The sequence below is a fragment of the Mycetohabitans endofungorum genome (assembly GCF_002927045.1).
In the GTDB taxonomy this organism is placed as follows: domain Bacteria; phylum Pseudomonadota; class Gammaproteobacteria; order Burkholderiales; family Burkholderiaceae; genus Mycetohabitans; species Mycetohabitans endofungorum.
Genome location: NZ_PRDW01000008.1, coordinates 55,538 through 81,625 on the forward strand (window position 1 = coordinate 55,538; position 26,088 = coordinate 81,625).

The 26,088-nt window shown below is 63.4% G+C and carries 23 protein-coding genes and 1 pseudogene; 11 read left to right on the top strand and 13 right to left on the bottom strand.

Annotated elements, in window-relative coordinates; translation table 11 throughout:
* Window positions 1-63: 63 nt before the first annotated feature.
* The 4 genes from ampD (at window position 64) to B0O95_RS09180 (ending at window position 6,710) form a co-directional block, all read left to right on the top strand.
* Window positions 64-687, top strand: a complete 624-nt coding sequence (ampD, locus tag B0O95_RS09160) for a 1,6-anhydro-N-acetylmuramyl-L-alanine amidase AmpD (RefSeq protein ID WP_104077709.1) — start codon at window positions 64-66, stop codon at window positions 685-687.
* Window positions 688-1,034: 347 nt separating this feature from the next.
* The gene (locus B0O95_RS09165; RefSeq protein ID WP_104077631.1) at window positions 1,035-4,013 is read left to right on the top strand and encodes a ribonucleoside-diphosphate reductase subunit alpha; all 2,979 of its coding nucleotides are present in this window, start codon (window positions 1,035-1,037) and stop codon (window positions 4,011-4,013) included.
* A 392-nt stretch (window positions 4,014-4,405) separates the two neighbouring features.
* The gene (locus tag B0O95_RS09175; protein WP_104077710.1) at window positions 4,406-5,641 is read left to right on the top strand and encodes a ribonucleotide-diphosphate reductase subunit beta; all 1,236 of its coding nucleotides are present in this window, start codon (window positions 4,406-4,408) and stop codon (window positions 5,639-5,641) included.
* 334 nt (window positions 5,642-5,975) lie between these two features.
* The gene (locus B0O95_RS09180) at window positions 5,976-6,710 is read left to right on the top strand and encodes a histone H1-like DNA-binding protein (protein WP_233203264.1); all 735 of its coding nucleotides are present in this window, start codon (window positions 5,976-5,978) and stop codon (window positions 6,708-6,710) included.
* Between the two features lie 106 nt (window positions 6,711-6,816).
* Here B0O95_RS09180 and B0O95_RS09185 read toward each other — a convergent pair whose 3' ends face one another.
* From B0O95_RS09185 to B0O95_RS09230, 10 genes are all read right to left on the bottom strand, one after another.
* Complete coding sequence (locus B0O95_RS09185) at window positions 6,817-7,293, bottom strand: outer membrane lipoprotein (RefSeq protein WP_104077633.1); 477 nt, start codon at window positions 7,291-7,293, stop codon at window positions 6,817-6,819.
* Window positions 7,294-7,310: 17 nt separating this feature from the next.
* Window positions 7,311-8,249: a carbohydrate kinase family protein gene (locus tag B0O95_RS09190; protein WP_104077634.1), complete on the bottom strand. Its 939-nt coding sequence runs from the start codon at window positions 8,247-8,249 to the stop codon at window positions 7,311-7,313.
* A 162-nt stretch (window positions 8,250-8,411) separates the two neighbouring features.
* Entirely contained in the window at window positions 8,412-8,912 is a 501-nt protein-coding gene (gene tpx / locus B0O95_RS09195; RefSeq protein ID WP_104077635.1) for a thiol peroxidase, read from the bottom strand.
* 83 nt (window positions 8,913-8,995) lie between these two features.
* Window positions 8,996-9,793, bottom strand: a complete 798-nt coding sequence (locus B0O95_RS09200) for a zinc-ribbon and DUF3426 domain-containing protein (protein ID WP_104077636.1) — start codon at window positions 9,791-9,793, stop codon at window positions 8,996-8,998.
* Between the two features lie 66 nt (window positions 9,794-9,859).
* Window positions 9,860-10,759: a 50S ribosomal protein L11 methyltransferase gene (gene prmA, locus B0O95_RS09205; protein WP_104077637.1), complete on the bottom strand. Its 900-nt coding sequence runs from the start codon at window positions 10,757-10,759 to the stop codon at window positions 9,860-9,862.
* 5 nt (window positions 10,760-10,764) lie between these two features.
* Window positions 10,765-12,132 carry an acetyl-CoA carboxylase biotin carboxylase subunit gene (gene accC / locus B0O95_RS09210; protein ID WP_104077638.1) on the bottom strand — a complete coding sequence of 456 codons (1,368 nt, stop codon included), beginning with the start codon at window positions 12,130-12,132 and terminating at the stop codon, window positions 10,765-10,767.
* 15 nt (window positions 12,133-12,147) lie between these two features.
* Entirely contained in the window at window positions 12,148-12,618 is a 471-nt protein-coding gene (gene accB, locus B0O95_RS09215) for an acetyl-CoA carboxylase biotin carboxyl carrier protein (RefSeq protein ID WP_104077639.1), read from the bottom strand.
* A 76-nt stretch (window positions 12,619-12,694) separates the two neighbouring features.
* On the bottom strand, window positions 12,695-13,144 hold the full coding sequence (gene aroQ, locus B0O95_RS09220) for a type II 3-dehydroquinate dehydratase (protein WP_104077640.1): 450 nt from the start codon (window positions 13,142-13,144) through the stop codon (window positions 12,695-12,697).
* A gap of 272 nt (window positions 13,145-13,416) precedes the next feature.
* Window positions 13,417-14,022: a TlpA family protein disulfide reductase gene (locus B0O95_RS09225; RefSeq protein ID WP_104077641.1), complete on the bottom strand. Its 606-nt coding sequence runs from the start codon at window positions 14,020-14,022 to the stop codon at window positions 13,417-13,419.
* A 110-nt stretch (window positions 14,023-14,132) separates the two neighbouring features.
* Window positions 14,133-14,753: a UDP-N-acetylmuramate--alanine ligase gene (locus B0O95_RS09230; RefSeq protein ID WP_104077642.1), complete on the bottom strand. Its 621-nt coding sequence runs from the start codon at window positions 14,751-14,753 to the stop codon at window positions 14,133-14,135.
* A gap of 171 nt (window positions 14,754-14,924) precedes the next feature.
* Between B0O95_RS09230 and mpl the strand changes: the two genes are divergently transcribed.
* From mpl to pyrF, 6 genes and pseudogenes are all read left to right on the top strand, one after another.
* Window positions 14,925-16,319 carry a UDP-N-acetylmuramate:L-alanyl-gamma-D-glutamyl-meso-diaminopimelate ligase gene (gene mpl / locus B0O95_RS09235; RefSeq protein WP_104077712.1) on the top strand — a complete coding sequence of 465 codons (1,395 nt, stop codon included), beginning with the start codon at window positions 14,925-14,927 and terminating at the stop codon, window positions 16,317-16,319.
* Complete coding sequence (locus tag B0O95_RS09240) at window positions 16,316-16,930, top strand: YqiA/YcfP family alpha/beta fold hydrolase (RefSeq protein ID WP_104077643.1); 615 nt, start codon at window positions 16,316-16,318, stop codon at window positions 16,928-16,930. Before mpl ends, B0O95_RS09240 begins: the two co-directional genes overlap by 4 nt.
* Before the next feature lie 75 nt (window positions 16,931-17,005).
* Window positions 17,006-19,114, top strand: a complete 2,109-nt coding sequence (locus tag B0O95_RS09245) for a ribonuclease catalytic domain-containing protein (protein ID WP_104077644.1) — start codon at window positions 17,006-17,008, stop codon at window positions 19,112-19,114.
* Complete coding sequence (aroE, locus tag B0O95_RS09250; RefSeq protein ID WP_104077645.1) at window positions 19,111-19,995, top strand: shikimate dehydrogenase; 885 nt, start codon at window positions 19,111-19,113, stop codon at window positions 19,993-19,995. The genes B0O95_RS09245 and aroE overlap by 4 nt, the downstream gene beginning before the upstream one ends.
* Window positions 19,996-20,002: 7 nt before the next feature.
* Window positions 20,003-20,197, top strand: a pseudogene (locus B0O95_RS09255) (SDR family oxidoreductase); the annotation flags it as partial.
* Window positions 20,198-20,278: 81 nt separating this feature from the next.
* The gene (pyrF, locus tag B0O95_RS09260) at window positions 20,279-21,091 is read left to right on the top strand and encodes an orotidine-5'-phosphate decarboxylase (RefSeq protein ID WP_104077714.1); all 813 of its coding nucleotides are present in this window, start codon (window positions 20,279-20,281) and stop codon (window positions 21,089-21,091) included.
* 18 nt (window positions 21,092-21,109) lie between these two features.
* Here the strand turns inward: pyrF and B0O95_RS09265 are convergent, their stop codons facing one another.
* The 3 genes from B0O95_RS09265 to thiL form a co-directional block, all read right to left on the bottom strand.
* Complete coding sequence (locus tag B0O95_RS09265) at window positions 21,110-21,610, bottom strand: CinA family protein (protein ID WP_104077713.1); 501 nt, start codon at window positions 21,608-21,610, stop codon at window positions 21,110-21,112.
* Between the two features lie 67 nt (window positions 21,611-21,677).
* Window positions 21,678-22,187, bottom strand: coding sequence for a phosphatidylglycerophosphatase A family protein (locus tag B0O95_RS09270; RefSeq protein WP_104077716.1), 510 nt, complete (start codon window positions 22,185-22,187; stop codon window positions 21,678-21,680).
* 40 nt (window positions 22,188-22,227) lie between these two features.
* Window positions 22,228-23,253, bottom strand: a complete 1,026-nt coding sequence (gene thiL / locus B0O95_RS09275) for a thiamine-phosphate kinase (protein ID WP_199180482.1) — start codon at window positions 23,251-23,253, stop codon at window positions 22,228-22,230.
* A gap of 164 nt (window positions 23,254-23,417) precedes the next feature.
* Between thiL and B0O95_RS09280 the strand changes: the two genes are divergently transcribed.
* Window positions 23,418-25,730, top strand: a complete 2,313-nt coding sequence (locus B0O95_RS09280; RefSeq protein WP_104077646.1) for an NADP-dependent malic enzyme — start codon at window positions 23,418-23,420, stop codon at window positions 25,728-25,730.
* The last annotated feature ends 358 nt before the right edge of the window (window positions 25,731-26,088 follow it).

Genomic DNA, 26,088 nt, shown 5'->3' on the forward strand with positions numbered 1-26,088 from the left:
CAGAAATCCGTGAACGACGACGCGGCGGCAACGAGCCGCGCGGCGTGCCCGACGACCGGCCCGATGACTGGCCCGGCGGCGGGCGCGCCGCGCGGCGAGGGCGCGGCCGCGCCGGCGCGCATCGTGGTCGATGTGTTAGGGTGGGCCCGGCCCGCCTGGCACACGCCGTGTGCGAATTTCGATGCGCGTCCTGTAGGAGTCGAGCCAACGCTGGTGGTGGTGCACAACATCAGTCTGCCGCCGGGACAGTTTGGCGGTGATGCGGTGGCGGCGCTGTTCCTCAACCAACTCGATTGTGACGCGCACCCGTACTATGCGCGACTGCGCGGGCTGCGCGTATCGGCGCACTTTTTTGTGCGGCGGGACGGCAAATTGCTGCAATTCGTCTCGTGCAATGAGCGCGCGTGGCATGCTGGCGCGTCGAGTTTCGTCGGTCGCGAACGCTGCAACGATTTTTCGATCGGCATCGAACTGGAGGGCTCGGATGAGCACGTGTTCGAGGCGCCCCAGTACGACACGCTGACGCGATTGTGTGCCGCACTGTGTGAGCGCTATCCCATCACCGCGCTGGCCGGCCATGCGGACATCGCGCCCGGCCGCAAGACCGATCCGGGGCCGCATTTCGACTGGCATCGGTTGCGTGCGCAGCTTACGCTGCCGGCGACGTTTTTCCCCTATTTGCGCTGAACGTGTTTCGCGCGGGTGCTCGCCGCGACGCCAGGGCGTACGGCGTCTCTGCGCTTGCGTGGCGGCGAGCCCGCAACCGGTGGCGCATGCCGAAAAGTCAAGTCTCCGGACGCAAATTTATTCGTGGAATCTGGGGTAAATTTCCACTATAGTTGGTGTGTGGCGGCAGCGTCGCTACTAGATATTGTGGTTTTTATGCGGCGCCTCGTTGACATCGACGGCGCCGCATTGCCTTCTCAGACATCGTTTTTCGGGGCGCCGCGGCACCGCGCCAATACGCCGTGCCACGCCCCGCTCGTTCCAAGAACGCGGATTCACCGCAAGACACAAGATCAGGAGTTTTGCCCATGCAAACCACCGAGAACGTCACGTCCCAACAGCCCAGTGCCGCAGCCGGCTTGCCGCATGGCGGTGGCGCTGCGCATGGCGCGCGCGCATTGGCGCCGCAGGCGACGCTTGCCGACTACAAGGTCATTCGCCGCAACGGGAGTGTGGTGTCGTTCGAGCCGGCCAAGATCGCCATCGCGGTGACCAAAGCCTTCCTCGCCGTCAATGGCGGCCAGGGCGCCGCGTCGGCACGCGTGCGCGAATTGGTTGAGACGCTGACGCAGGCGGTCGTGCGCGCGCTTGTGCGCAGCCGGCCGAACGGCGGCACGTTCCATATCGAAGACATTCAAGACCAGGTCGAACTCGCGCTGATGCGGGCCGGCGAGCACAATGTCGCTCGCGCCTATGTGCTGTATCGCGAGAAACGCGCTGCGGAGCGCGCGCACGAGGTGGCGCAACAGCCGGCGCAAGGCGGGTTGAACGTCAACGACAATGGCATTGTGCGCCCGCTGGACCTTGCCGCGTTGCGCAACGTGATCACGGCCGCCTGCGATGGGCTCGGCGAGGCGGTCAGCGCGGAGCCGATCGTCGCCGAAACGGTTAAGAATCTCTACGACGGCGTGCCGTTGTCGCAGGTCTACGACTCAGCGATCCTCGCCGCGCGCACAATGATCGAGAAGGAGCCGGCCTACAGCCAGGTCACCGCGCGACTGCTGCTGCATACGATCCGCCGCGAGATCCTTGGCGAAGAGGTGCTGCAGTCCGAGATGGGCGAGCGGTATGCGGAGTACTTCTCGCAGTTCTTGAAGCGAGGCGTCGAGGCTGAGTTGCTCGACGAGAAGCTGCTGCAATTCGACTTGAAGAAGCTGGGCGACGCGCTGGATGCGTCGCGCGATCTGAAATTCGGCTACCTCGGGCTGCAGACGCTGTACGACCGTTACTTCCTGCACGTGGACGGGCAGCGCATTGAAATGCCGCAGGCCTTCTTCATGCGGGTGGCGATGGGGCTCGCGCTGAACGAAATCGATCGCGAGGCGCGGGCGATCGAGTTCTACAATGTGCTGTCGACGTTCGATTTCATGAGCTCAACGCCGACGCTGTTCAATTCCGGCACGCGCCGCTCGCAACTGTCGTCGTGCTACCTGACGACCGTCGCGGACGACCTGGACGGTATTTACGAGGCACTGAAGGAAAACGCGCTATTGTCCAAGTTCGCCGGCGGGCTCGGCAACGACTGGACCCGCGTGCGTGCGCTCGGCTCGCATATCAAGGGCACCAACGGCAAGTCGCAGGGCGTAGTGCCGTTCCTGAAGGTCGTCAACGACACGGCGGTCGCGGTCAACCAGGGCGGCAAGCGCAAGGGCGCGGTGTGTGCGTATCTCGAAACTTGGCATCTAGACATCGAGGAGTTTCTCGAACTGCGCAAGAACACCGGCGACGACCGCCGCCGCACGCACGATATGAACACCGCGAACTGGATCCCGGATCTGTTCATGAAGCGGGTGATCGAGGGGGGCGACTGGACACTGTTCTCGCCGTCGACCTGCCCGGACCTGCATGATAAGTTCGGTACTGAGTTTGAACAGGCGTATGTCGCGTACGAGGAGAAGGCTGCGCGCGGCGAATTGAAGCTGTTCAAGAAGATTCCGGCCGCGCAACTGTGGCGCAAGATGCTCGGGATGCTGTTCGAGACCGGCCACCCATGGATTACGTTCAAGGATCCGTGCAACGTGCGTTCGCCGCAGCAGCACGTGGGCGTCGTGCATTCGTCGAACCTGTGCACTGAAATCACGTTGAACACGAGCGACAACGAGATCGCGGTCTGCAACCTGGGCTCGGTCAACCTGGTCGCGCATATGAAGCAGGGCGCGGACGGTGGCTATGTGCTGGACCACGATAAGCTCAAGCGCACGATCAGCGTGGCGATGCGCATGCTCGACAATGTAATTGATATCAATTACTACGCGGTTGCCAAGGCGCGCAACTCGAATCTGAAGCACCGGCCGGTCGGCATGGGCATCATGGGGTTCCAGGACTGCCTGCACCTGCTGCGCACGCCGTATGCGTCGCAGCAGGCGGTGGAGTTCGCGGACCGCTCGATGGAAGCCGTTTGTTACTACGCGTACTGGGCGTCCACCGAACTGGCGAGCGAGCGCGGCCGGTACTCGTCGTACCGCGGCTCGCTGTGGGATCGCGGAATCCTGCCGCAGGACACGCTGAAGCTGCTCGCCGACTCGCGCGGCGGGTATGTCGAGGTCGACTCGTCCGAGACGATGGACTGGGCCGCGCTGCGCGAGCGCATTGCTACGCACGGCATGCGCAATTCGAACTGCGTCGCGATCGCGCCGACCGCAACGATCTCGAACATCATTGGCGTGTCCGCGTGCATCGAGCCGACGTTCCAGAACCTGTATGTGAAATCGAACCTGTCGGGCGAATTCACAGTCGTCAACGAATACCTGGTGCGTGACCTGAAGGCGCGCGGGCTCTGGGACGAGGTGATGGTGGCCGATCTGAAGTACTTCGATGGATCGCTGGCGCGCATTGATCGTATTCCTGCCGATCTGCGCGAGACGTATGCAACCGCGTTCGAAGTGGATCCGAAATGGCTCGTGGAAGCGGCGGCGCGCCGGCAGAAGTGGATCGACCAGGCGCAGTCGTTGAACATCTACATGGCCGGTGCGTCGGGCAAGAAGCTGGACGAAATCTACAAGCTCGCCTGGCTGCGCGGCTTGAAGACGACGTATTACTTGCGCACGATCGCCGCGACGCACGTCGAGAAGTCGACGGTTGCGCACGGCGCGCTCAATGCGGTGCCATCCAGCGACGGTGGGGTGGGCGCGATGCATGGCGCGGGTGGCGTGTCGGGCAGCGCGACGGCGCACAACGCCGGTGTGCACGCCGCTGCCGATGCGGGATCACAAGATGAGATCGCGGGACCGGTTTGCATGCTGCGTCCTGGCGATGCAGGCTTCGACGAGTGTGAAGCGTGCCAGTGATGCGTTGGCGTGTGAACGTGCTCGACCGTGTTGTCTGAAACCGCTTGCGGTCATACTGCATGCGGCACACGATAAGGCACGTGACGAGCGCTGCTTTGCACGCATCGCGTGTGCATCGTGTGACGCCATGATACGTGCGATGAGCGGTGGCCACGCGCATGGCAGCGCGGCGAGTGCGATGAAACGGATGGCGCACTTGCCGCGCCGATCGATATGAAGCGATGCGTCGATCCGGGTTGTGATGCAACCGATGCGAAGACCTCGACGATCACATCGATCAAAGTGTTGTATGAAGGTCTCAATGCGAGATCAAAAGAGCGTTTTTCATCAGTGGACTCTTTTATCGCTGGTGAAAAGATGGTACAAACCGATCTAAATTGATGGTGACATTTATGCTCAACTGGGATGACGAGATTACTGCCGTAACTCCCCCGAGCGTTCCGCAACCGACGGTGCGAGAAACGACGGCGACTGGAGCCGTGGCATCGTCCGCCGGGTATGCAGCGCAAGCTGCGGGTACGCCCGCTCCGTTGGCACAGGATATCTTCACGCGTGATGTCGCTGTCGCGCCGGGCCAGCAACCGAACGCGTCGCCCGCACCTGCACCCGAGGCTCGCGTGAACGTGGCCGACAAGCGGATCATCAACGGCAAGACCGACGTCAATCAGCTCGTGCCGTTCAAGTACAAGTGGGCGTGGGAGAAGTACCTCGCCGGCTGTGCGAACCACTGGATGCCGCAGGAAATCAACATGTCCCGCGACATCGCGCTCTGGAAGGATCCGAACGGGCTGACTGACGACGAGCGCCGCATCGTCAAGCGCAACCTGGGTTTCTTCGTCACGGCCGATTCGTTGGCGGCGAACAATATTGTGCTTGGCACGTATCGCCACATCACCGCGCCCGAATGCCGCCAGTTCCTGCTGCGCCAAGCATTCGAGGAAGCGATTCATACGCACGCGTACCAGTACATCGTCGAGTCGCTCGGCCTGGACGAGGGCGAGATCTTCAATGCGTACCATGAGGTGTCATCGATCCGTGCGAAGGACGAATTTCTGATCCCGTTCATCCATACGTTGACCGATCCATCGTTCAAGACCGGCACGCTCGAGGCGGACCAGAAGTTGCTGAAGTCGTTAATCGTCTTCGCGTGCGTGATGGAGGGGCTGTTCTTCTACGTCGGGTTCACGCAAATACTGGCGTTGGGTCGGCAGAACAAGATGACCGGTGCCGCCGAGCAGTACCAGTACATCCTGCGCGACGAGTCGATGCACTGCAACTTCGGCATCGACCTGATCAACCAGATCAAGCTTGAGAATCCGCATTTGTGGACGCCGGCATTTCGCGAAGAGATTCGTGGTTTATTCAAGCATGCGGTCGAACTCGAGTACCGGTATGCAGAGGACACGATGCCGCGCGGCGTGCTGGGCTTAAACGCCGGCATGTTCAAAAGTTATCTGCGATTCATCTGCAATCGGCGCTGCCAGCAGATCGGCCTGGAGCCGTTGTTCCCGAATGAGGAAAATCCGTTTCCGTGGATGAGCGAGATGATCGACTTGAAGAAGGAGCGCAACTTCTTCGAGACGCGAGTGATTGAATATCAAACCGGTGGTGCGCTGAGTTGGGAATGATGCGCACCAGTGAATAGGTAGGGGTGTGCAGCACGCGATGGCGGTGATGACGCCGCCGCGTGTGTCGCACGGGTTTAGGAGAAGCGCCGCCTGATGCAATGTGTGCCTGACCGCCTGGATAGCCGACTGACGACGAACGGCACTGTGCGAACCCTTCAGTGGGATGGGCAAACTACCCCCGGAAAAGCCTCCGGCCGCGGTGTCGCGTGCCGGACTGCTTCAAATCATTCACCGGCAGCGATGCCGGTCGTGTTTTGGCGCACGCAGCCGCTGAGCCGGTCTCGTGCGCCTTGCCGCATTCATTAGCGTAAGCAGGATGTAGGTGCGTACGCCGATGAATAATCCGCTTCGCAGCAGCCGCGTTAAAAAAACGCGTTGGCGGGAAGCGGGTTTTGACGAAGGGTGTTTGTACTCTCATCTGAACCTGAAGGAGAAAAAGATGGTCACTGCGAAGAAAAAACCGGCTGCGAAGAAAGTAGCAGCAAAACCCGCTGCGAAGAAGGTCGCGGCGAAGAAGGCAGCACCGGCCAAGAAAGCGGCCCCGGCGAAGAAGGCGGCGCCGGCCAAGAAAGTTGCCGCCAAGAAGGTCGCCGTGAAGAAGGTCGCTGCCAAGAAGGTCGCTGCCAAGAAGGTCGCTGCCAAGAAGGTCGCTGCCAAGAAGGTCGCTGCCAAGAAGGTTGCCGTGAAGAAGGCAGCACCGGTGAAGAAAGCGGCGCTAGCGAAGAAAGCAGCACCGGCGAAGAAAGCGGCACCGGCCAAGAAGGTCGCCGCGAAGAAAGTCGCGGCGAAGAAGGTGGCCACGAAGAAGGCGGCGCCGGCGAAGAAGGTTGCAGTTAGAAAGGTCGCCACGAAGAAGGCGGCACCGGCCAAGAAGGCGACGGCTGCCAAGAAGACGCCGGCGAAGAAGGCTGCGACCAAGAAGCCGGCTGCGAAGAAGGCGGCGGCGAAGAAGGCTGCCGCTGCCCCTGCCGCCCCTGCGACGCCGACGCCGGCTGTGCAGGCCAACGCGGTGAAGACCGCATTGAACCCGGCTGCGGCATGGCCATTCCCGACTGGCGGCCGTCCGTAATCGACACATCGAATAGGGCCGGTGCGTTACGACACACCGGCGCCCTACGAGTCGTCGAGCGACATGACATCCCGCACCGAGCGCGCGCCCAGTGCGGGATGTTTTTTCAATGCGTCACGCGCGTGATGCCGCCCGCGGACAGCAACCGGACGCGATCGCCGGCACGGAATACCTCGCCGGTGGCCGCCTGCGTGATCGAGCGCAGGTCGCCGTTATCGAGCCGCACCGTGATCTCCAGGCCGTTGGCGGTGCCGGCCCGTTGGGCAACGGTATTGCCTGCCACTGCGCCCGCAATGCCGCCGACAATGCCGGTCAGGAGTGAGCCGCGGCCGCCCCCGATCGAACTGCCCGCCACCGCGCCAAGCGCACCCCCGCCGAGCGTCCCAAGTGCGGAGCCACCTTCGTTATCCGAAGCGATGTGTACTGCCCGCACGCTTTCCACGGTTCCCATGCGCACTGTCTGTTCGCGCTGCGCTTGCGATACGGTGTAGACGTCGGCCGAGCCAGCGGGCGTAAAGCACGCTGCCAGCGAGAGGCTGGCAGACAGCATCACGACGAGCGTAACGTGTCTGTTGATCATCATCGTTGTTCTCCCATAGCTCAAAACAAGCGATAGCCGAATGCGGCTTCAAAACGGGCGCCGATTTCGGTTCGATTCAACGTGTAGGTCTGTGGTCCTTGATGCTCGATCTTGATCGAGCCCATCAGGCTCGCGAGGCGTCCGGTGGTGGCCCAGTCCAGGCCCTTTTCGATGCCGTAGAGCAGGCCACTGCGGAAGGCGTCGCCACAACCGGTAGGCTCGACGACCCGCTCTGCTGGCACGACCGGAATGGCTTCGACGCCGTTGCGGTGATGGATCGTCGCACCCTGCGCACCGAGCGTGATGATCAGCGCGTCGACGCGACTCGTGATGTCCGATACGGACCACCCGGTCTTGTCGCTCAAGAGTTTCGCCTCGTAGTCATTGACTGCCACGTAGGTCGCAAGTTCAATCATCCGGCGCAGCTGGGCGCCATCGAGGATCGGCAGCCCTTGGCCCGGATCAAACATAAACGGGATGTTCGCTTGCGCGAATTGCTCCGCATGCTCGCACATGCCTTGTGCACCGTCCGGCGCGACGATGCCGAGCGTGACATCCTGCGCGTCGCTGATGCGGTTCAGGTGACTCATTAGCATGGCGCCGGGATGAAACGCGGTGATCTGGTTGTTTTCCTGGTCGGTCGTGATCATTGCCTGGGCCGTGTGCGTATCCGGCAGCACGCGCACGCAATCACGGCGTATGCCCAGCGAGTCGAGTCGCTCCAGATAGCGCTGAGCGTCGATTTCGCCGAGCGTCGCCATGATCAGCGGCTCGCCACCCAGTAACTTCAGGCCGTATGCGATATTCCCGGCGCAGCCGCCAAATTCACGGCGCATGGACGGAACGAGGAAGCTGACGTTCAGGATATGGACTTGGTCGGGCAAGATGTGTTCGCGAAAGTGCCCTTCGAATGTCATGATGTTGTCGTACGCGAGCGAGCCGCAGATCAGCGTGGTCACAGTGGTGATTCCTTATGATAGTTTCAGTGCCGGATCGCCCTCCGCGCGTATCGCCGGCATGCAGGTGCGTGCTTGCACCGGCCGCCGGGCACGATACACTCGTGGCCGCACGGCCGGTATCGAGCCGGTCACCCGCGCCGGGTGGCGGCAGGCAGGGAGAGTTTATTTCAATGCAGCAAGGGCCGCGTCGTAATTCGGTTCGTTTTTAATTTCCGACACCCGTTCCACGTGCAGCACGTTGTCGTCCCCATCGAGCACGACAACGGCGCGCGCGGTCAAGCCGGCCAGTGGGCCGGTCTTGATGTCCACCCCGTATTGGCTGGCGAACTCTCGGTTACGAAACGTGGACGCCGTGATCACGTTCTCGATGCCTTCGGTCGTGCAGAACCGCGTCGCTGCAAACGGTAAGTCAGACGAAATCACGATTACGACGGTGTTCTCCAGCTTGCTTGCCGCTTCGTTGAACTTGCGCGTCGATGTTGCGCAGGTGGGCGTATCCAGGCTCGGCACGATGTTCAGGACCTTGCGCTTGCCAGCGAAGTCGTGGAGTTTCACATCCGCGAGGCCCTTGCCGACCAGTGAGAATGGCGCCGCCTTCTGGCCGACGGCCGGTAGCGTACCGGCGACTTCGATCGGGTTACCCCCGAGAGTGACTTGGCTCATGGTTTGCTCCTGCGATGGTGGCGGTGGGCGCTCGAGCCGAGTGCTTGCCGCCGGGTCAATGATGGGGTGACGCATGCAGCGCGTCACGGGTAGAAAATCTGCACCCGGTAGTCTGCTGCATCGACGCTGCCGACATCGAGCCGCACGGCGATGGGCTGCACGGTGCGTGCGGGCACGCCGCGGTGTTCGGACGCGACCGACGGCAGGTACTCGCTGGGCCGTAGCACGCGCCTCACGACGATATCATTGTTGCTGCCCAACAACGTCACTTCCAGGTCGGGATAGGCGAGCGCGACCGCGTCGCGGTTGCGCAAGCTGAAGTGCAACTCGAGTTGGTGCGCGGTGTCGGTTTGCCGCAGCGAGGTTTGTTCGATCGCCAGTCCGTCAATGTCGCGCGGCGGTGACATGATACAGCCCAACTGTGCACACGCAAGCGTGTAGACCGCTTCGGTGCGCGGCCACGCGGTCACGATTTTTTCCCGTTGCCACCAAGCAAGCTGCGCGATGAGCAACACAGTCAGCGTGAGCGAGACGAGCCAGCCCACCCGACGCAGCGTACCGCGATGGCCCGGCACGGGTATTTCCCGCATCACGGAGAACGGCGCACTGACGCCGTGCGGGTGGAACGTGGGCTCCAAGGGGCCGTTATCGATCAGCTTGCATGCGGCCCGCTCGGGTGACGGCCCGGTGTCCCGCGCGTCGGACCCGTCGTCGGGTTGCGCGGCGACGTCGGTCAGCAACAAAGGTTCGACTTGCCGGGCCGCACCGTCGAAGATCTCCTGACAATGGCCACAGCGCACCAAGCCGTGGTGCAGTTTCAATTGATCGGCGATGAGCTGGTAGACGGTACCGCAGCGGGGACAGCGGGTGGTGAGCGTCATGTTAACGGGTTACCCTGAACCGGCGCACCGCGCGCCGGTCAATCGGTTGAGGTACCGGTGTTCTAATTAATTATCTCGGCGCTGCCCGGCCAGGCATACCCATCCGTCCTGTTCACGCCAAACGGCAAGCTCGATGTGGCGCGCATAGGCCGCCGCGACTTCGTCCGCTTGGCGCGCCAGCACTCCGGATAACGCAAGTCTTCCGCCCGGCTTTACCCTGGAGGCCAGCATCGAAGCCATTAGCTTCAGCGGATTGGACAGGATGTTGGCGACGACCACATCGAACTCGTTTGCGGGGCACTCGTGGGGCAGCCCATACGTGACGTCGACGTGATTGCGCTCGCTGTTGTGCTGGGCCGAGTCGATCGCCTGCGGGTCGATGTCGATGCCTACGACCGGCGTGGCGCCGCACTTGCGCGCGAGTATCGCCAGGATGCCAGAGCCACATCCATAGTCGAGCAGCGAATCGCCGGCACGCACGTGTTGCTCGATCCATTCCATGCACAGGCGTGTGGTCGGATGGCTGCCGGTGCCAAAGGCGAGCCCCGGGTCGAGTTCCAGTACCACGGCGTCGTGCTGCGGTGCCTCATGCCATGATGGCACGACCCAGATGCGCTGGCCGATATGGATTGGCTCGAACTGGGATTGCGTAAGTCGCACCCAGTCCTGCTCCTGGACGTCGCGCGCGGTGAAAGCCGGCGGCGTGGATAGGCCAGCCTCATTCGCGGCTGCTGCCAGCAACACGGTGGGGTCCTGTTCCGTGGCAAGCATTGCAATCACCCGCGAGTGCGCCCACGCGGCGCGCTCCGGCACGAGGCCGGGTTCACCGAACAGTGCTTGTTCGTGCGGCGTGTCTGCGTCGGCGTCCTCGACGCAGACCGACAACGCGCCAAGCTCGAGCAACGCGTCTGATAACGGCTCGGCGCGCTCGCGATCAACTTCGACGACGACTTCGCGATAGCTCATGCCCGTTACGCTTCCTTAGGGGCGACCTGCTGCTTGGCAGCCAACTTATCTTCGAGGTAATGGATGCTGGTGCCGCCCTCGACGAACTTGGCGTCCAGCATCAATTCCCGGTGCAACGGGATATTCGTCTGAATACCCTCGACCACCATCTCGGACAACGCAATACGCATCCGGTTGATCGCCTGTTCGCGGGTCGCACCGTACGCGATCAGCTTGCCGATCATCGAATCGTAGTTGGGCGGCACGAAGTAGCCATTGTACGCGTGTGAGTCGACGCGGATGCCCGGGCCGCCGGGCGCATGCCATGATGTGATCCGCCCCGGCGACGGCGTGAACTTGAATGGATCTTCCGCGTTGATCCGGCATTCGATCGCGTGACCGCGGAATGCGATGTCGCGTTGCCGCACCGACAGTTTCTCGCCTGCTGCGATGCGGATCTGCTCCTGGACGATATCCACGCCCGTGATCAGCTCGGTCACCGGGTGCTCAACCTGGACCCGTGTGTTCATTTCAATGAAGTAGAACTCGCCGTTCTCGTACAGGAATTCGAACGTGCCGGCACCCAGGTAGCCCATTTTCTTGCACGCTTCGGCGCAGCGATCGCCGATCCGGTCGAGCAACCGGCGCGCGATGTGAGGCGCCGGCGCCTCTTCGATCACTTTTTGATGGCGCCGCTGCATCGAGCAGTCGCGCTCGCCGAGCCAGACCGCGCTCTTGAACGAGTCAGCCAGCACCTGGATCTCGATGTGTCGCGGATTCTCCAGGAACTTTTCCATGTAGACCTGCGGGTTGCCGAAGGCGCGACCGGCTTCTTCGCGTGTCATGTTGACCGCGTTGACGAGTGCCGCTTCCGTGTGCACGACCCGCATACCGCGCCCGCCGCCGCCGCCGGCTGCCTTGATGATCACCGGATAGCCGATCGAGCGCGCGATCTTGACGATCTCCTTCGGATCGTCCGGCAACGCGCCGTCCGAGCCCGGCACGCACGGCACGCCTGTCTTGATCATCGTCTGCTTGGCGCTAACCTTGTCGCCCATCAGCCGGATGGTCTCCGGGCGCGGGCCGATGAACGTGAAGCCGGACTGCTCGACCCGCTCCGCAAAGTCGGCGTTCTCGGACAGGAAGCCGTAGCCCGGATGGATCGCTTCGGCGTCGGTGACTTCCGCCGCGCTGATGAGCGCCGGCATGTTCAGGTAGCTCAGGTTCGATGGCGCCGGTCCGATGCAGACTGCTTCGTCGGCAAGGCGCACGTACTTCGCTTCCTTGTCGGCTTCCGAATAGATGACAACCGTCTTGACGCCAAGCTCGCGGCACGCGCGCTGGATGCGCAGTGCGATCTCGCCGCGGTTGGCAATGAGTATTTTCTCAAACATAGGCAATGCGACCCGTTAACCGATTACGAACAGCGGTTGGCCATATTCGACGGCCTGGCCATTTTCAACGAGGATTTCCTTGACCATGCCCGTCTTGTCGGCTTCGATCTCGTTGAGTAGCTTCATCGCTTCGATAATGCAGATCGTCTGGCCCTCCTTGACCGAGTCGCCTACTTGCACGAACGGATCAGCCCCTGGCGACGGCGCTCGGTAGAACGTGCCGACCATCGGCGAGGTGACCACATGGCCTTGCGGCGTAGCGGCGGCGGGGGTCGCGGGTGCGTCGGACTCAGCCGACGGGGCAACCGGCGCGCCGGACGCACCGGTGACCTGCGGCGCCGGGGCGTATTGTGCTTGGGACGGCAGATAGACGGGCGCCGCGTTCTTGACGATCCGCACCTTGCCTTCGCCTTCGGTGACTTCGAGTTCCGAAATGCCGGATTCGGATACCAGGTCGATCAGGGTTTTGAGTTTGCGTAGATCCATCGGAGGTCCCCAAATTGATGTGGCGTCCGGGCCAGGCCCGGGATAGCGAAAGTGTGGTGTTGCCAGAAAAAAGACGTCAATGCGACCGGTCCAGGCGCTCCAGCGCAAAGTCCAGCGCGTAAAGATAGCCTCGCCAGCCGAGCCCGCAGATCACGCCCTCCGCCAAGTCGGAGAAATACGACGCATGGCGGAAAGCCTCGCGTCGATGCACATTCGACAAGTGGATCTCGACAAACGGGATCCCGGTTGCCGCAATCGCGTCGCGAATCGCAACGCTGGTGTGCGTGAAGGCGGCGGGATTGATCAGCACAAAGCCGATCTGCTCGTCGAGCGCCTGGTGCAGGCGCTCGATGATTTCGCCCTCATGATTGCTCTGGAAGCAACTGAGCACCGCCCCCGCGGCGGCGGCTTTCTCCGCCAGCGCTTGCTCGATCTGGGCGAGCGTCGTACTGCCGTACGTCTGCGGCTCGCGCGTGCCGAGCAGATTCAGGTTGGGGCCGTTGACGACCAGGATGCGAAGACTCATAGGAGTTCGTTTTCTGCGAAGTTGCGCGCACTTTACCGCTGATTCAAAAAAAGTGTCCAGTTTTCGGCGCGTTTACCGTCAAAAGAACTGGCGCTCGTCAAAGCGTGGCGGCTGTAACTGTGCCGATCGAGCGACAAAAAGCGGACAACAGCGGCAAACGTCTACAATTTATCAATAAATTACCGAGTAATTTGCGATCGACACGCGCTGTCGGTGACTGGTACGCGAGCGCCGCGCTGGCGTGTCGCATGACACCGACTGTTCCGCCTATGTCATAGCGCGTCCAGTTCCATGCTCAGCCGCGCCGCGTCGATTTCACCCAGCTTCAAGTAGCGAACATGCCCCGCTTTGTCGATGACCACGGTGAACGGCAACCCGCCGGCCTGGTTGCCGAACTGGCGAGCCAAGTGCGCGCCGCTGAAGCCGGCTACGTAGACCGGATAGCCGATCGTCACCTTGGATAGAAATTGCGATATATTCCGTGCCGAATCGACGCCAATGCCGACGAAGCGTACGCCTTTGTCCGCGTAGCGGCGTTGCAACCCGGACAGCGCCGGCATTTCCTTCACGCATGGCGCACACCACGACGCCCAGAAGTTCACCACGGTGATTTTGCCGCGATACTGAGCCAAAGGCTGAGGCTGGCCTGCCGGATCGGGCAGCGAACTAGCAAACAGCGCGCGTACCGCATCGTCGTGTGCCGTATAGGGCGGCGCGGCGGTGTATGCCGACTGCGCGGCGCCCGCCGGCTGCGCTGCGCAGGCATGCAGCGGCACACACAGCAAGCAGACCGCAGCGAGCCACGCGGCATGGGCGCGGCGTGCCGGCGCTGACGCGGGAGAAGCAAGCAGGAAACTAGGATATAGCGTCGCGTTCATCGCATTTCCATTAAACAAGGGCGAACTGCTACAGCCCGCGTGGGTTCCGGGGTGCGGTGCGGTGCGGTGCGGTGCAGTAAGGTACGGGCGTGCGCACCTGTCGCTGCCATTTAACCTGCATCGAGCAGCGCCCGGACCGACGCCGCGTTCGCACGCGCCTGCCGTCCGCGCGCATCGGCGCGGACCGCGCCACGCAAATCATTCGTGTCGTACAGCGCGACATGGATGCCGACCGCGTTGCCGTCGCCGTCGCGGGCGATGAAGCTCAATGTCTCGACCGCTCCCCGGCCAGCGAAATGGCGTGTCTCGGATACATCGTACTGTACGCCGGCGTTCAACAGGTGGATCGCCACCTCTTTCGGATTGTCGCAGAACACTTGCAGATGGATGTCCGAATGGACGCCGGCCGTGCCGTTGAGCACTGCGCCGGTCAAGTAGGGGTCGAACTGTGCGAGCTGCGCCATCCAGTTCAGCGCGGTTTCACGCAGCCGCCGCAGGATGCCGGGCTGCGTATCGCCATGGAACAACGCCAGATATTCCCGTATTTCTTCCTCGATCTGGTCATTATCCGGCAACCATTCGCCAGCAACACGCGTTTGGCCGATGATCTGCCGGGCTGCCTTGCGCTTGGCGCTGGCATAGTCGAGCCCGTCTTCTGCGATCAGGCGCGCGGCTACCATCGCGATCTCATCGCGCACACGGTCCCGCTCCAGGTGCAGTCTCGAAGCCATAGCAGTAATGATACCCGCAGTTCGCACCCGCGCCGCGCATTGCCGCCGCTGGGAGGCCGCGTCGCGCGTGGCCCCTCGGTTACAATGTCGCACTTTACTCCACGCCAGTTCCGGACGCAGTTCGACGATGCGGCGCGGGCCGCGCCGGCTCGGTGGACGGACTCCAACGCTATGCACATTCATATTCTCGGGATTTGCGGCACGTTTATGGGCGGCCTGGCCGTACTGGCGCGCGCCGCGGGTCATAAGGTCACGGGCTGCGACAGCGGCGTGTACCCGCCGATGAGCACCCAGTTGCAAAGTCAAGGCATCGAGTTGATCCAGGGCTATGGTGAAGAACAACTGGCGTTGCAGCCGGATCTGTTCGTCGTCGGCAATGTGGTGATGCGCGGCAATCCGCTGATGGAGGCGATTCTGGATCGCGGCTTGCCCTACGTGTCGGGCCCGCAGTGGTTGGGGGAGCACGTGCTGGCCGGCAAATGGGTGCTGGCTGTCGCCGGCACGCACGGCAAGACCAGTACAGCGTCGATGCTCGCGTGGTTGCTTGAGGACGCGGGGATGAATCCCGGTTTCTTGATCGGCGGCGTGCCGTTGAACTTTGGCATCTCCGCCCGTTTAACCGATTCGAGCTTTTTCGTGATCGAGGCAGACGAGTACGACACCGCATTCTTCGACAAGCGGTCCAAGTTTGTCCACTACCGACCCCGCACGGCCATATTGAACAATCTCGAATTCGACCATGCCGATATCTTCGACAACCTGGCGGCGATCGAGACGCAGTTCCACCACCTAGTGCGCACCATTCCAAGGACGGGGCGGATCGTTGTGAACGGCGCCGACGACGCATTGCAGCGCGTGCTGGCCCACGGCTGCTGGAGCGAGGTCGAGCGCTTCGGCGTCGAGGGCGGATGGCAGGCGCTGCCGGCCGATGAGGTGGGTCCGGCAGACGAGCGTTTCGCGGTGTATTGTCGTGCGCAACGAGTGGGCGTGGTCGACTGGCCGCTGCAAGGCGAGCACAACCGGATGAATGCGCTGGCTGCAATCGCAGCTGCGCACAGCGTCGGTGTGCCGGCTGCGCAGGCGACGACGTCGCTTGGCGGTTTTCGCAACGTGAAGCGCCGCATGGAGGTGCGCGGCAGCGTCGATGGCGTTACCGTCTACGATGACTTCGCGCACCATCCGAGCGCGATTGGCACGACCATTGCCGGCTTGCGCACCCGCATCGGCGATGCGCCGCACGCCCGGATCCTCGCGGTGCTCGAGCCGCGCTCGAACACAATGAAACTCGGCACGATGAAGGTGCAGCTTCCGGCAAGTCTGGCGGGCGCCGATCTGGTGTTCGGTTACGGTGCGTCCTCAGGCAAGGACGCGCTGGGCTGGGATCTCGGGGCGGCGCTTGCGCCGCTGGGAGACAAGGCGCATGCCTTCGATGACCTCGGCGCACTGGTGCGGGCCGTCGCCTCGGTTGCGCGTGCCGGTGATCATGTGCTCGTGATGAGCAACGGCGGTTTCGGCGGCGTGCACCAGAAGTTGCTTGACGCGCTGGCGAACCGGGGAGCGGCATGATTCTCTATCTGCACGGATTTCGCTCTTCGCCCCGCTCGTTCAAAGCACGCCTGCTGGCCGAGCGGCTGGCGCGGCTCGGTCGAGCCGGCGACTGGCTGTGCCCGCAATTGCCGGTGTCGCCGCGTGAGACGATCGCGCTGGCCGAGCGACTGGTCCAACAGACTCAACAGGCGCGTGCGGCGGATCGCGACGCGCCGGTCACGCTGATCGGCAGCTCGCTGGGTGGTTTTTTTGCCACTTATCTGGCCGAAAAACATGGCTGGCCGGCGATGCTGCTCAACCCGGCGGTGGTGCCGCAGCGCGACTTGTCCGCGTATCTCGGTGAGCAGCCGTTGTGGCACGGCGGCGGCTCGATCGTTGTCGAGCCGCATCACCTCGACGAGTTGAGTGCGCTGCGGGTCGCCGCGATCACGCGGCCCGAGCGGTATCATTTGATTGCCGCGACCGGCGACGAAGTCCTCGACTACCGGGAGATGCTTGCGCACTACGCCGGTGTGCGCACCACGCTGATCGATGGCGGCGACCACGCGATCAGCGATTTTGCGATGTACTTGGATGACGTACTCGCGTTTTGCGGCATCGACACCGGCCGCGGACCCGCCGCGGCGTAGTACTGGACCCCCGGGCGGCGCACGCGGCGCTGCCCCCGGCCGCCACGTGCGGCCTTCACGTTTCGAGAGTACCGAGTGAACGTTTTTTTTGAGGAATCCGGCAGTTTTAAGGCTGGCACGGTATTGAATCGGCAAGGTGACGCGTTCCAGGTCGAGTTGCCGGGTGGGCGTCGCGCCAAGGTTCGCAGCAAGGACGTGCTAATCGAGTTCGACAGCCCGAGCGCCGCCGACCTGATTCAGCAGGCCGATGCGGCGGCGAAGGAAATCGACCTGGATTTCCTGTGGGAAATCTCTCCGCCGGACGAGTTTCGCTTCACCGACCTAGCCAATGACTATTTCGGTGGTACGCCGGATCCCGTGCAAAAGAGCGCGCTGGTACTTTGCATGCACGGCTCGCCGATTTACTTCCGACGCAAGGGACGGGGACAGTACCAGCGCGCGCCCGAGGAGCAGTTGAAAATGGCGCTCGCGGCGCTGGAGCGGCGGCGCCAACAGGCGATCGTGCAGCAGCAGTACGAGGACGAACTTAAGGCCGGTAGGCTGCCTGCCGCGTTCGATGGCAAGGTGCTCGGCTTGCTCACGCGGGCGGACAAGAATGCGATTGAATACAAGGCGCTGGAAGCGGCCGCGCTCGCATTGGGCAAGTCGGCCGCGCAACTGATGCTGGACGTCGGCGGCATCCCGTCGGCACGCGCGTTGCACGAAGCACGGTTTCTGTCCGAGTACTTTCCGCACGGTACCGGTTTCCCCGCGTTGAACGCAGGTCCGTTGCCGGAGGACCTGGGGGAGGCGATCGGCGTGCAGGCGTTTTCTGTCGATGACGTGACCACCACCGAGATCGACGACGCCTTCTCAGTTCAGCGTCTGTCGGACGGGCGCGCCAGGATTGGTATTCACATCGCGGCGCCCGCGCTGGGCATCGAGCGCGGCGACGCCGTGGACGCGATCGCGCGCGCGCGCCTGTCGACCGTCTACATGCCGGGCGACAAGATCACGATGTTGCCGGACGATTTCGTTGGCACGTTCACCCTGAAGGAAGGCGGATTGCGGCCGGCGTTGTCGCTGTACCTGATCATCGACACCGCCACACAGGACATCGTGATGACCGAGACGGTGGCCGAGCGCGTGCATGTGGTCAGCAACCTGCGGCACAACGTGTTGGACGAGATCATCACCGAACAGACGCTCGAGGCCGGCACCGGCGACTACCCGCACAAGGACGAGATCGCGGTGCTGTGGCCTTTTGCCAAGGCGCTATATGAGCGACGTCAGCAGGCGCGCATCGGCTACGGTCTCAGGCGTGAGGTGCCGCGCAACATCGACTATAACTTTTACGTCGATGGCGAGCATGTCAGCATCACGCCGCGCCGTCGCGGTTCGCCGTTGGACCTGATCGTCGCGGAACTGGCGATCCTAGCTAACAGCCGCTGGGGTGCGTTCCTGCATGAGCATGGCGTGCCGGGCATCTATCGCGCGCAGCGCGCGTTTGGCCCGAATCGCACGCGGATGCAGACCACGCCGGCGCCGCACGAAGGGCTTGGCGTGGCGCAGTATGCGTGGAGTACCTCGCCGCTGCGCCGGTATGTCGACTTGGTGAATCAGTGGCAGCTACTGGCGTGTGTCCGACATGGCATCACCGCGAAGCTGGCTGCGCCGTTCAAGCCGAAGGACGCGGACCTGTACGCCATCGTGCAGAATTTTGACGAGACCTATACCGCGTATGCTGACCACCAGCGGCGCATGGAACATTTCTGGTGTCTGCGCTGGCTGAAGCAAGAACAGCGCGACCGGGTGGTGGGCACGATCGTCAAGGACGACGTCGTGCGACTCGAGGAAGTCCCGCTGCTGTTGCACGTGCCGGGGTTGGGCGTGCAGGCGCGCGGTACGCGTGTGCTGCTTGAGGTGATGGCGATTGACGAGCTGCGCGTGGAGGCGTCGTGTCGGCTCATCGAAGTGCTGGACGTGGCGCGCGTGACGGGCGGCGACGAGACGAGCGAGGACGCGGAGACGGCGCTGGACACGGACAGCGGAACGGACCTGGAAGCCGCGGCGGGTGATGACGTCCAGGCGCTAGGCGACGCGTCCAATGCGCCAGCGCAACCGGACAATGCACAGCCGGACGCGGGCGCGGCCGTTCGCGGCGACGTGACACACACGCGCAATGATGGTGAGGTGGCGCAATGAATGCGCCGCCTGCGCCTGCGCCTGCGCCGGGCGACCAAGGTCTGGACCGCTACGCGGTGATTGGCAACCCAGTCGCGCATAGCAAGTCGCCGGCCATCCATGCGAACTTTGCTCAGCAGACGGGCGAGCCGGTTAAATACGACCGGATTCTTGCGCCGGTGAACGGCTTCGCGCAGGCCGTGGACGCCTTCATGTCGGCCGGCGGGCGCGGGCTGAACGTCACGGTGCCATTCAAGCTGCAGGCCTATGCGCTGGCGACACGGCGTTCCGCGCGGGCGGAGGCGGCCGGGGCGGTCAATACGTTGCGCTTTGAGCGCGTGGACGGCGGCCGCATCGAGATCTTGGGCGACAACACCGATGGCGTTGGACTGGTCACCGACGTCGAGGCGCAGCCCCGTGTCGCACTCAGCGGCGCGCGTGTGCTGCTGCTCGGCGCGGGCGGCGCGGCGCGCGGCGTGATCCTGCCTTTGCTGGAGCGCCGGCCCCGCGCGCTGACGATCGTTAACCGGACTGCGGCGCGCACGACCGAGCTAATCGAGCGCTTTGCAGTGTTTGCCCGGGCGGTGGGCTGCACATTGGAAGGCGGCGCGCCGGGCGTGGAGCACGGCGTCTACGATATCGTGATTAACGCGACCGCCGGCAGCCTCGATGGGGCCGTACCGGTATTCGCAGCGGCGTGCGTCGGCCCAGGTACGCTCGCGTATGACATGATGTATGCAGCCGGGCCCACGGTGTTCATGCAGCACGCCGCACGCCTGGGCGCGCGCACTGTCGATGGCCTGGGGATGCTCGTGCGGCAGGCCGCGGAATCGTTCTTTGTTTGGCGTGGCGTGCGTCCCGACCCGGCTCCGGTGCTCGCGGCGCTGCGCGCGTCGCTGTAGGCGCGCACCCGGATGGGTGATGACGGACAAGCAACGGCGCCTGTGGCTGGACGATGACGGACGCCGTGCGATCAAGCAGGGGCAGTGCCTGGACCGCGAGCTGTTGCCGGAGGACATCGCACGCATGGCGCTGTTCCTATGCGCGGACGACAGCGCGATGACCACCGCGCAGCAGTTCATCGTCGATGGAGGCTGGGCGTGAGCGCGCCGGGCCGTCCGTATAAGCAAGTAGAATACGGGTTTGCCCGCCGCGTCGTTCGCGGTGCTTCTTGCAGATTTGACCATGTCCTTCATTGCTACCCTAGAGCGCGCCTGGCAGCGCACGCAATCGTTGCTGTGCGTCGGGCTCGACCCCGAGCCATCGCGCTTTCCGTCGCATCTGGCTGGGCGCGCCGATGCCATCTTCACGTTCTGCCGCGAGATCGTCGACGCCACCGCGCCCTATGCGAGCGCATTCAAGCCGCAGATCGCCTATTTCGCCGCACACCGTGCGGAAGAGCAACTCGAGGCGTTGATCGCGCACATTCACGCGCGGCACCCGGGGCTGCCGGTGGTGCTGGATGCCAAACGCGGCGACATCGGCAGCACCGCGGAGCAGTATGCGCGCGAAGCGTTCGAGCGATATCGCGCAGACGCGGTGACGGTCAACCCCTATTTGGGGTTCGACTCGATCGAGCCGTATCTCGCGTATCGGGACAAGGGCGTGATCGTGCTATGCCGCACGTCGAATCAGGGCGGCTCGGACTTGCAATTCCTCGACATTGGGGGGCGGCCTCTGTACCAGCACGTGGCAGCGCTTGCCGCTGAGCAATGGAATACCAGCGGACAGCTCGGGCTGGTGGTGGGCGCGACGTTCCCGAAGGAAATTCATGCGGTGCGCCAGCTTGTCGGTACGATGCCGCTGCTGATCCCGGGAATCGGCGCGCAAGGCGGCGACATTGAGGCGACGGTCAATGCCGGTCGCACGGCCAACGGCACCGGCATGATGATCAACTCGTCGCGCGCGATTCTGTACGCGCGCAGCGGCGAGGACTTCGCATTGGCTGCGGCCGATGCTGCGCGCGCCACGCGCGACGCGATCAACGACCATCGCTAACGGGCCGACGGGACGCGCTCAGTGTTCTTTTTCGTCCAATAGCTTGAGTAGCCCGCGCAACGCGTGCGCTGCCGCCTGCTTGCGAATCTGGCCGCGATCTCCGCGCAATAGCTGGATCTCGCTGACCGTATGCAATCGGTTTGTCCACGCAAACACGACGGTGCCCACCGGCTTGACCTCGCTGCCGCCGTCCGGGCCGGCCACGCCGGTAATCGACAGCGCGAGTTGCGCGCGGCTGTTGCGCAGTGCGCCTTCGGCCATCGCACACGCCACAGGCTCGCTGACCGCGCCGTGGCGCTCGATCATGTCGGCCGGCACGCCAATCATCTCGGTTTTGGCCAGGTTCGAATAGGTCACGAAGCCCCGCTCGAACCAGCCGCTGCTGCCCGGGATGTCGGTGATCGCCGTTGCGACCATGCCGCCGGTGCACGATTCCGCGGTGACGAGCATCAGGCGCTCGTCGCGCAAGCGGTTGCCAACGCGAATCGCAAGTTGGTGGACTACCGTGTCAGTTGCCATCGAATTAAACTTGTTGTTGGCTAGCAAGGGAAAACTACCTGCCATCATCGCACGCGTGCTGTGCGCGTCAAAGCGAGCGTACCAACGCGATGACGAGTAATGTGAAGAATGCCGCGACGATATCGTCGAACATGATGCCGAAGCCGCCTGACAACTGCTTGTCGAAATAGCGGATCGGCGGCGGCTTGACCATGTCGAAAAAGCGGAATGTCAGGAACGCGCCGAGTTGGCCGGTAAAGTTCGCCGGCGTGACGAATAGCAGTACCAGCCAGATCGCAACGATCTCGTCCCAAACCGCCGCACCCGGATCCTTCACGCCCATGCGTCGCGCCGTGAAGCCGGTGAAGCCGCATCCGGCGACAAAGCCGACAGCGATCAACATCCACCATTGCACGACGCTCAGGTACGGATTCAATGCGATGAACGACATCCAACCGAATAGGGTCCCGACCGTACCGGGCATCACTGGCGACAGGCCGCTGCCAAAGCCGAACGACAACACGTGCAGCGGATGGGACAACATGAAGCGCACGGTGGCGCGCGAGCGCGGCGCGGCGTCGGGGCCGGGCGGGGTCATCGGCGTGACGTGCGGCCGGTGCGCATCGGAGTGGGAAGAGTCATTCTGCATGGAAATGGTCAAAACTGCGCCAAGTTGTGCCAATCGGGGCGCCGGACGCATCGTACCAATGCACCGCGTGCGAGTCGATGGCGGTGGTGTTACCCGCGGGCGGATCGGCAAGGGCGTCTATTGTACCTATCCGTGTAAGCGGCACGCCGATGCGTGCGGCGAGCGCGAGCAGCGTGTCGCGCTGGCTGGGCGGCGCGGTGAAGCACAGCTCGTAGTCGTCGCCGCCCTCAATCGCGCAACGGCGTTGGATCGACAGGGGCTGCGCACGCAGGGCGGCCGAGCGCGGCAGCGCGTCGACGTCCACGCGCGCGGCCACATTAGAACGCCTTAGAATGTGCGCCAGGTCTCCGGCCAACCCATCGGACAGGTCGAGCGCGGCGTGCGCGATGCCCCTTAGCGCGATGCCGAGCGAGATACGGGGTTCGGGCATCTGCAGCGCATGACGTAACGCGGGCAGCGCGTGCGCGGCGAGCGTCCATTCGCCGCGCAGCGCGCCTAGCGCCAGCCGCGCGTCGCCCAGCGTGCCGGACACCCAAATGTCGTCGCCGGGCTGGGCGGCGTTGCGGCGCAGTGCCTGGCCGCTGGGCACGTCGCCGAACACGGTGATGCAGATGTTCAGCGGCCCTGCGGTGGTGTCGCCGCCGACCAACTCGCAGCCGTGGCGATCGGCTAGCGCGAACAGTCCGTGCGCAAATGCCTCGAGCCAGCCCTGGCGCGCCGCGCCAGCATCCGGCAGCGCCAGCGCCAGCGTGAACGCGCGTGGTTCGGCGCCCATGGCGGCCAGGTCCGACAGGTTGACCGCCAGAGCCTTGTGTCCCAGCGTCGCCGGCGGGACGTCGGCGAAGAAGTGGCGCCCTTCGATCAGCATGTCGGTGGACACCGCCAATTCGTGCCCGGGCCGCCCGGCAAGCAACGCGCAATCGTCGCCGATCCCCAGCACGGCGTCGCGGCGTGGTTGCTCGCGCCGGGCGAAATAACGATCAATAAGGCTGAATTCAGATAAGAAGGTCGGCATGATGCGGGACGAAGCTTGCATGGCAGGGATGCGCGCCGCGTCGTGCGCGACGCGGCTGCACGGTGCCGTCACCGCGGCGGCAATCGGACAGCACCCGTCTAGGGTCCGCCAGTGACGTTACAATGCGGCTCAAACATGTATTTTAATCGCACTGCCAGGCCATTATGTCCACACCGACCAACAGCAAGCTGCGCGAAGCTGCGCTCGATTATCACGAATTCCCGACCCCGGGGAAGATCGCTATCGCGCCCACCAAGCAGATGATCAATCAGCGCGATCTCGCGTTGGCCTATTCGCCAGGCGTGGCGGCGGCGTGCGAGGAAATCGTGGCTAATCCACTTAACGCGGCGCGCTTCACCGCACGCAGCAATTTGGTGGGCGTGGTGTCGAACGGCACGGCCGTGCTGGGCTTGGGCGATATCGGCCCCCTTGCGGCCAAGCCGGTCATGGAAGGCAAGGCCGTGCTGTTTAAGAAGTTTGCCGGCATCGACGTGTTCGACATCGAACTAAACGAAAAGGACCCGCAAAAGCTGATCGAGGTGATCGCCGCGCTGGAGCCGACCTTCGGGGGGATTAACCTGGAGGACATCAAGGCGCCAGATTGCTTCACGGTCGAGCGTGAGTGCCGCAAGCGGATGAAGATCCCGGTATTCCACGACGACCAGCATGGTACAGCGATCGTGGTGGCCGCGGCGGTGACCAACGGGCTGAAAGTCGTTGGCAAGTCGCTCGGCGAGGTGAAGGTGGTGGCCAGCGGCGCGGGTGCCGCGGCGCTGGCGTGCCTGAACTTGCTGCTCGACATGGGGCTGAAGCGCGAGAATGTATTTGTCACAGACCTGGTCGGCGTCGTCTACGAGGGCCGCACTGAGCTGATGGATCCGGACAAGGCGCTGTTCGCGCAGGTCACCGACGCGCGCACGCTGTCCGATGTGATCGGTGGCGCGGACGTGTTCCTCGGTTTGTCCGCCGGCGGCGTGCTCAAGCCGGACATGATCAAGCAGATGGCGGCTCGGCCGCTGATCTTGGCGCTGGCCAACCCGACGCCCGAAATTCTGCCGGAGGTTGCGCTCCAGGTGCGTCCCGACGCAATCCTGGCGACTGGCCGCACCGATTATCCGAACCAGGTCAATAACGTCCTGTGTTTCCCGTTCATTTTTCGCGGCGCGCTCGATGCCGGCGCGACGACGATCACCAAGGAGATGGAAATCGCCGCGGTCAACGCGATCGCCGAATTGGCGCGCCAGGAACAAAGCGACATCGTGGCGACGGCGTACGGGATCCAAGACCTGACGTTCGGTCCCGAGTACCTGATTCCGAAACCGTTCGATCCGCGGTTGATCGTGAAAGTCGCGCCGGCGGTCGCGCAGGCTGCAATGGATTGCGGCGTCGCGACGCGGCCGATCGAGGATATGGACGCTTACAGGCAGCATCTGCAGCAATTCGTGTATCACAGCGGTACGACGATGAAGCCGGTCTTCCAAATCGCGCGCAGCATCGACGCGGACAAGAAGCGCATCGTGTTCGCCGAGGGCGAGGAGGAGCGCATCCTGCGCGCGGTACAGATCGTGGTCGACGAGCGGCTGGCCAAGCCCATCCTGATCGGACGACCGGCGGTGATCGAGCAGCGCATCGCGCGCTATGGGCTGCGCCTTGTGGCGGGACAGGATTTCACTATCGTCAATACCGACCACGACGAGCGCTACCGCGATTTCTGGCAGACGTACTTCAAAATGATGGCGCGCAAAGGCATCACGCAGCAGCTGGCGAAAGTCGAAATGCGGCGGCGCACCACGCTGATCGGCTCAATGCTGGTGCTCAAGGGCGAAGCCGATGGGATGATCTGCGGTACGATTTCGACCACGCACCGGCACTTGCACTTCATCGACCAGGTCATCGGCAAGCGCGCTGGCTGCTCGGTCTACGCGGCGATGAACTGCCTGGTGTTGCCGAACCGGCAGATCTTCCTGGTCGACACGCATGTGAACGTCGACCCGACACCGGAGGAATTGGTCGAGATCACGTTGATGGCTGCGGACGAGGTGCGTCGTTTCGGCATCGAACCGAAGATTGCCCTGCTGTCCCACTCCAATTTCGGTTCGAGTAACGCGCCGAGCGCCAAGAAGATGCGCGACACGCTCGCGTTGCTGCAGCAGCGCGCCCCGCAACTGCAGATCGACGGTGAAATGCATGGCGATGTCGCGCTCGACGCGAACCTGCGCAAGTTCGTGCTGCCGGAGGCGACGCTCGAGGGTGACGCAAACCTGTTGATCCTGCCCAACGTCGATGCAGCCAATATTTCATACAACCTGCTCAAGACCGCGGCGGGCAACAACATCGCGATCGGGCCGATTTTGCTGGGCGCGGCAAAGCCCGTGCACGTGTTGACCGAGTCCGCGACCGTGCGACGCATCGTGAACATGACTGCACTGCTGGTGGCCGATGTGGCCGCGGGTACTAAGGAGTCGGGCGGGCGATGAATCCCGGGTGGTAGGCAACGGCTCTGCCACCGCGGCACAGTGTGTGCCGCATGAGGCGCACGCATCGAATCCGGATGCACAAAAAAGTGTGCCTCACGAATGAGGCACACAAGCGGCGGCTGGGGGCAACCGCCGGACTGCTCGACAATGCTGCGCGACATTTGCGCGCAGCACCAAATTCTCCACCGTTCCAATTCGACCTGCCGGCCGCGATATCGGGGGCCGGAGCGCGCCGTTACGCGTTTGCGCTCCCGTATCCGGATGGTATGAAGGAGATGTTCCGGACGCAAGCGAATTTTTGATGACTGCAGCGATCATCCAAATCTAGATTGCTTCGTAGACACTTAGGCGACGATAG

What these genes read in the sequence shown, in the direction of transcription:
- ampD (WP_104077709.1), top strand. Translation starts at nt 64, where the DNA reads ATGACTGGCCCGGCGGCGGGCGCGCCGCGCGGCGAGGGCGCGGCCGCG.
- B0O95_RS09165 (WP_104077631.1), top strand. Translation starts at nt 1,035, where the DNA reads ATGCAAACCACCGAGAACGTCACGTCCCAACAGCCCAGTGCCGCAGCC.
- B0O95_RS09175 (WP_104077710.1), top strand. Translation starts at nt 4,406, where the DNA reads ATGCTCAACTGGGATGACGAGATTACTGCCGTAACTCCCCCGAGCGTT.
- B0O95_RS09180 (WP_233203264.1), top strand. Translation starts at nt 5,976, where the DNA reads ATGAATAATCCGCTTCGCAGCAGCCGCGTTAAAAAAACGCGTTGGCGG.
- B0O95_RS09185 (WP_104077633.1), bottom strand. Translation starts at nt 7,293, where the DNA reads ATGATGATCAACAGACACGTTACGCTCGTCGTGATGCTGTCTGCCAGC.
- tpx (WP_104077635.1), bottom strand. Translation starts at nt 8,912, where the DNA reads ATGAGCCAAGTCACTCTCGGGGGTAACCCGATCGAAGTCGCCGGTACG.
- B0O95_RS09200 (WP_104077636.1), bottom strand. Translation starts at nt 9,793, where the DNA reads ATGACGCTCACCACCCGCTGTCCCCGCTGCGGTACCGTCTACCAGCTC.
- prmA (WP_104077637.1), bottom strand. Translation starts at nt 10,759, where the DNA reads ATGAGCTATCGCGAAGTCGTCGTCGAAGTTGATCGCGAGCGCGCCGAG.
- accC (WP_104077638.1), bottom strand. Translation starts at nt 12,132, where the DNA reads ATGTTTGAGAAAATACTCATTGCCAACCGCGGCGAGATCGCACTGCGC.
- accB (WP_104077639.1), bottom strand. Translation starts at nt 12,618, where the DNA reads ATGGATCTACGCAAACTCAAAACCCTGATCGACCTGGTATCCGAATCC.
- aroQ (WP_104077640.1), bottom strand. Translation starts at nt 13,144, where the DNA reads ATGAGTCTTCGCATCCTGGTCGTCAACGGCCCCAACCTGAATCTGCTC.
- B0O95_RS09225 (WP_104077641.1), bottom strand. Translation starts at nt 14,022, where the DNA reads ATGAACGCGACGCTATATCCTAGTTTCCTGCTTGCTTCTCCCGCGTCA.
- B0O95_RS09230 (WP_104077642.1), bottom strand. Translation starts at nt 14,753, where the DNA reads ATGGCTTCGAGACTGCACCTGGAGCGGGACCGTGTGCGCGATGAGATC.
- mpl (WP_104077712.1), top strand. Translation starts at nt 14,925, where the DNA reads ATGCACATTCATATTCTCGGGATTTGCGGCACGTTTATGGGCGGCCTG.
- B0O95_RS09240 (WP_104077643.1), top strand. Translation starts at nt 16,316, where the DNA reads ATGATTCTCTATCTGCACGGATTTCGCTCTTCGCCCCGCTCGTTCAAA.
- aroE (WP_104077645.1), top strand. Translation starts at nt 19,111, where the DNA reads ATGAATGCGCCGCCTGCGCCTGCGCCTGCGCCGGGCGACCAAGGTCTG.
- pyrF (WP_104077714.1), top strand. Translation starts at nt 20,279, where the DNA reads ATGTCCTTCATTGCTACCCTAGAGCGCGCCTGGCAGCGCACGCAATCG.
- B0O95_RS09265 (WP_104077713.1), bottom strand. Translation starts at nt 21,610, where the DNA reads ATGGCAACTGACACGGTAGTCCACCAACTTGCGATTCGCGTTGGCAAC.
- B0O95_RS09270 (WP_104077716.1), bottom strand. Translation starts at nt 22,187, where the DNA reads ATGACCCCGCCCGGCCCCGACGCCGCGCCGCGCTCGCGCGCCACCGTG.
- thiL (WP_199180482.1), bottom strand. Translation starts at nt 23,253, where the DNA reads ATGCCGACCTTCTTATCTGAATTCAGCCTTATTGATCGTTATTTCGCC.
- B0O95_RS09280 (WP_104077646.1), top strand. Translation starts at nt 23,418, where the DNA reads ATGTCCACACCGACCAACAGCAAGCTGCGCGAAGCTGCGCTCGATTAT.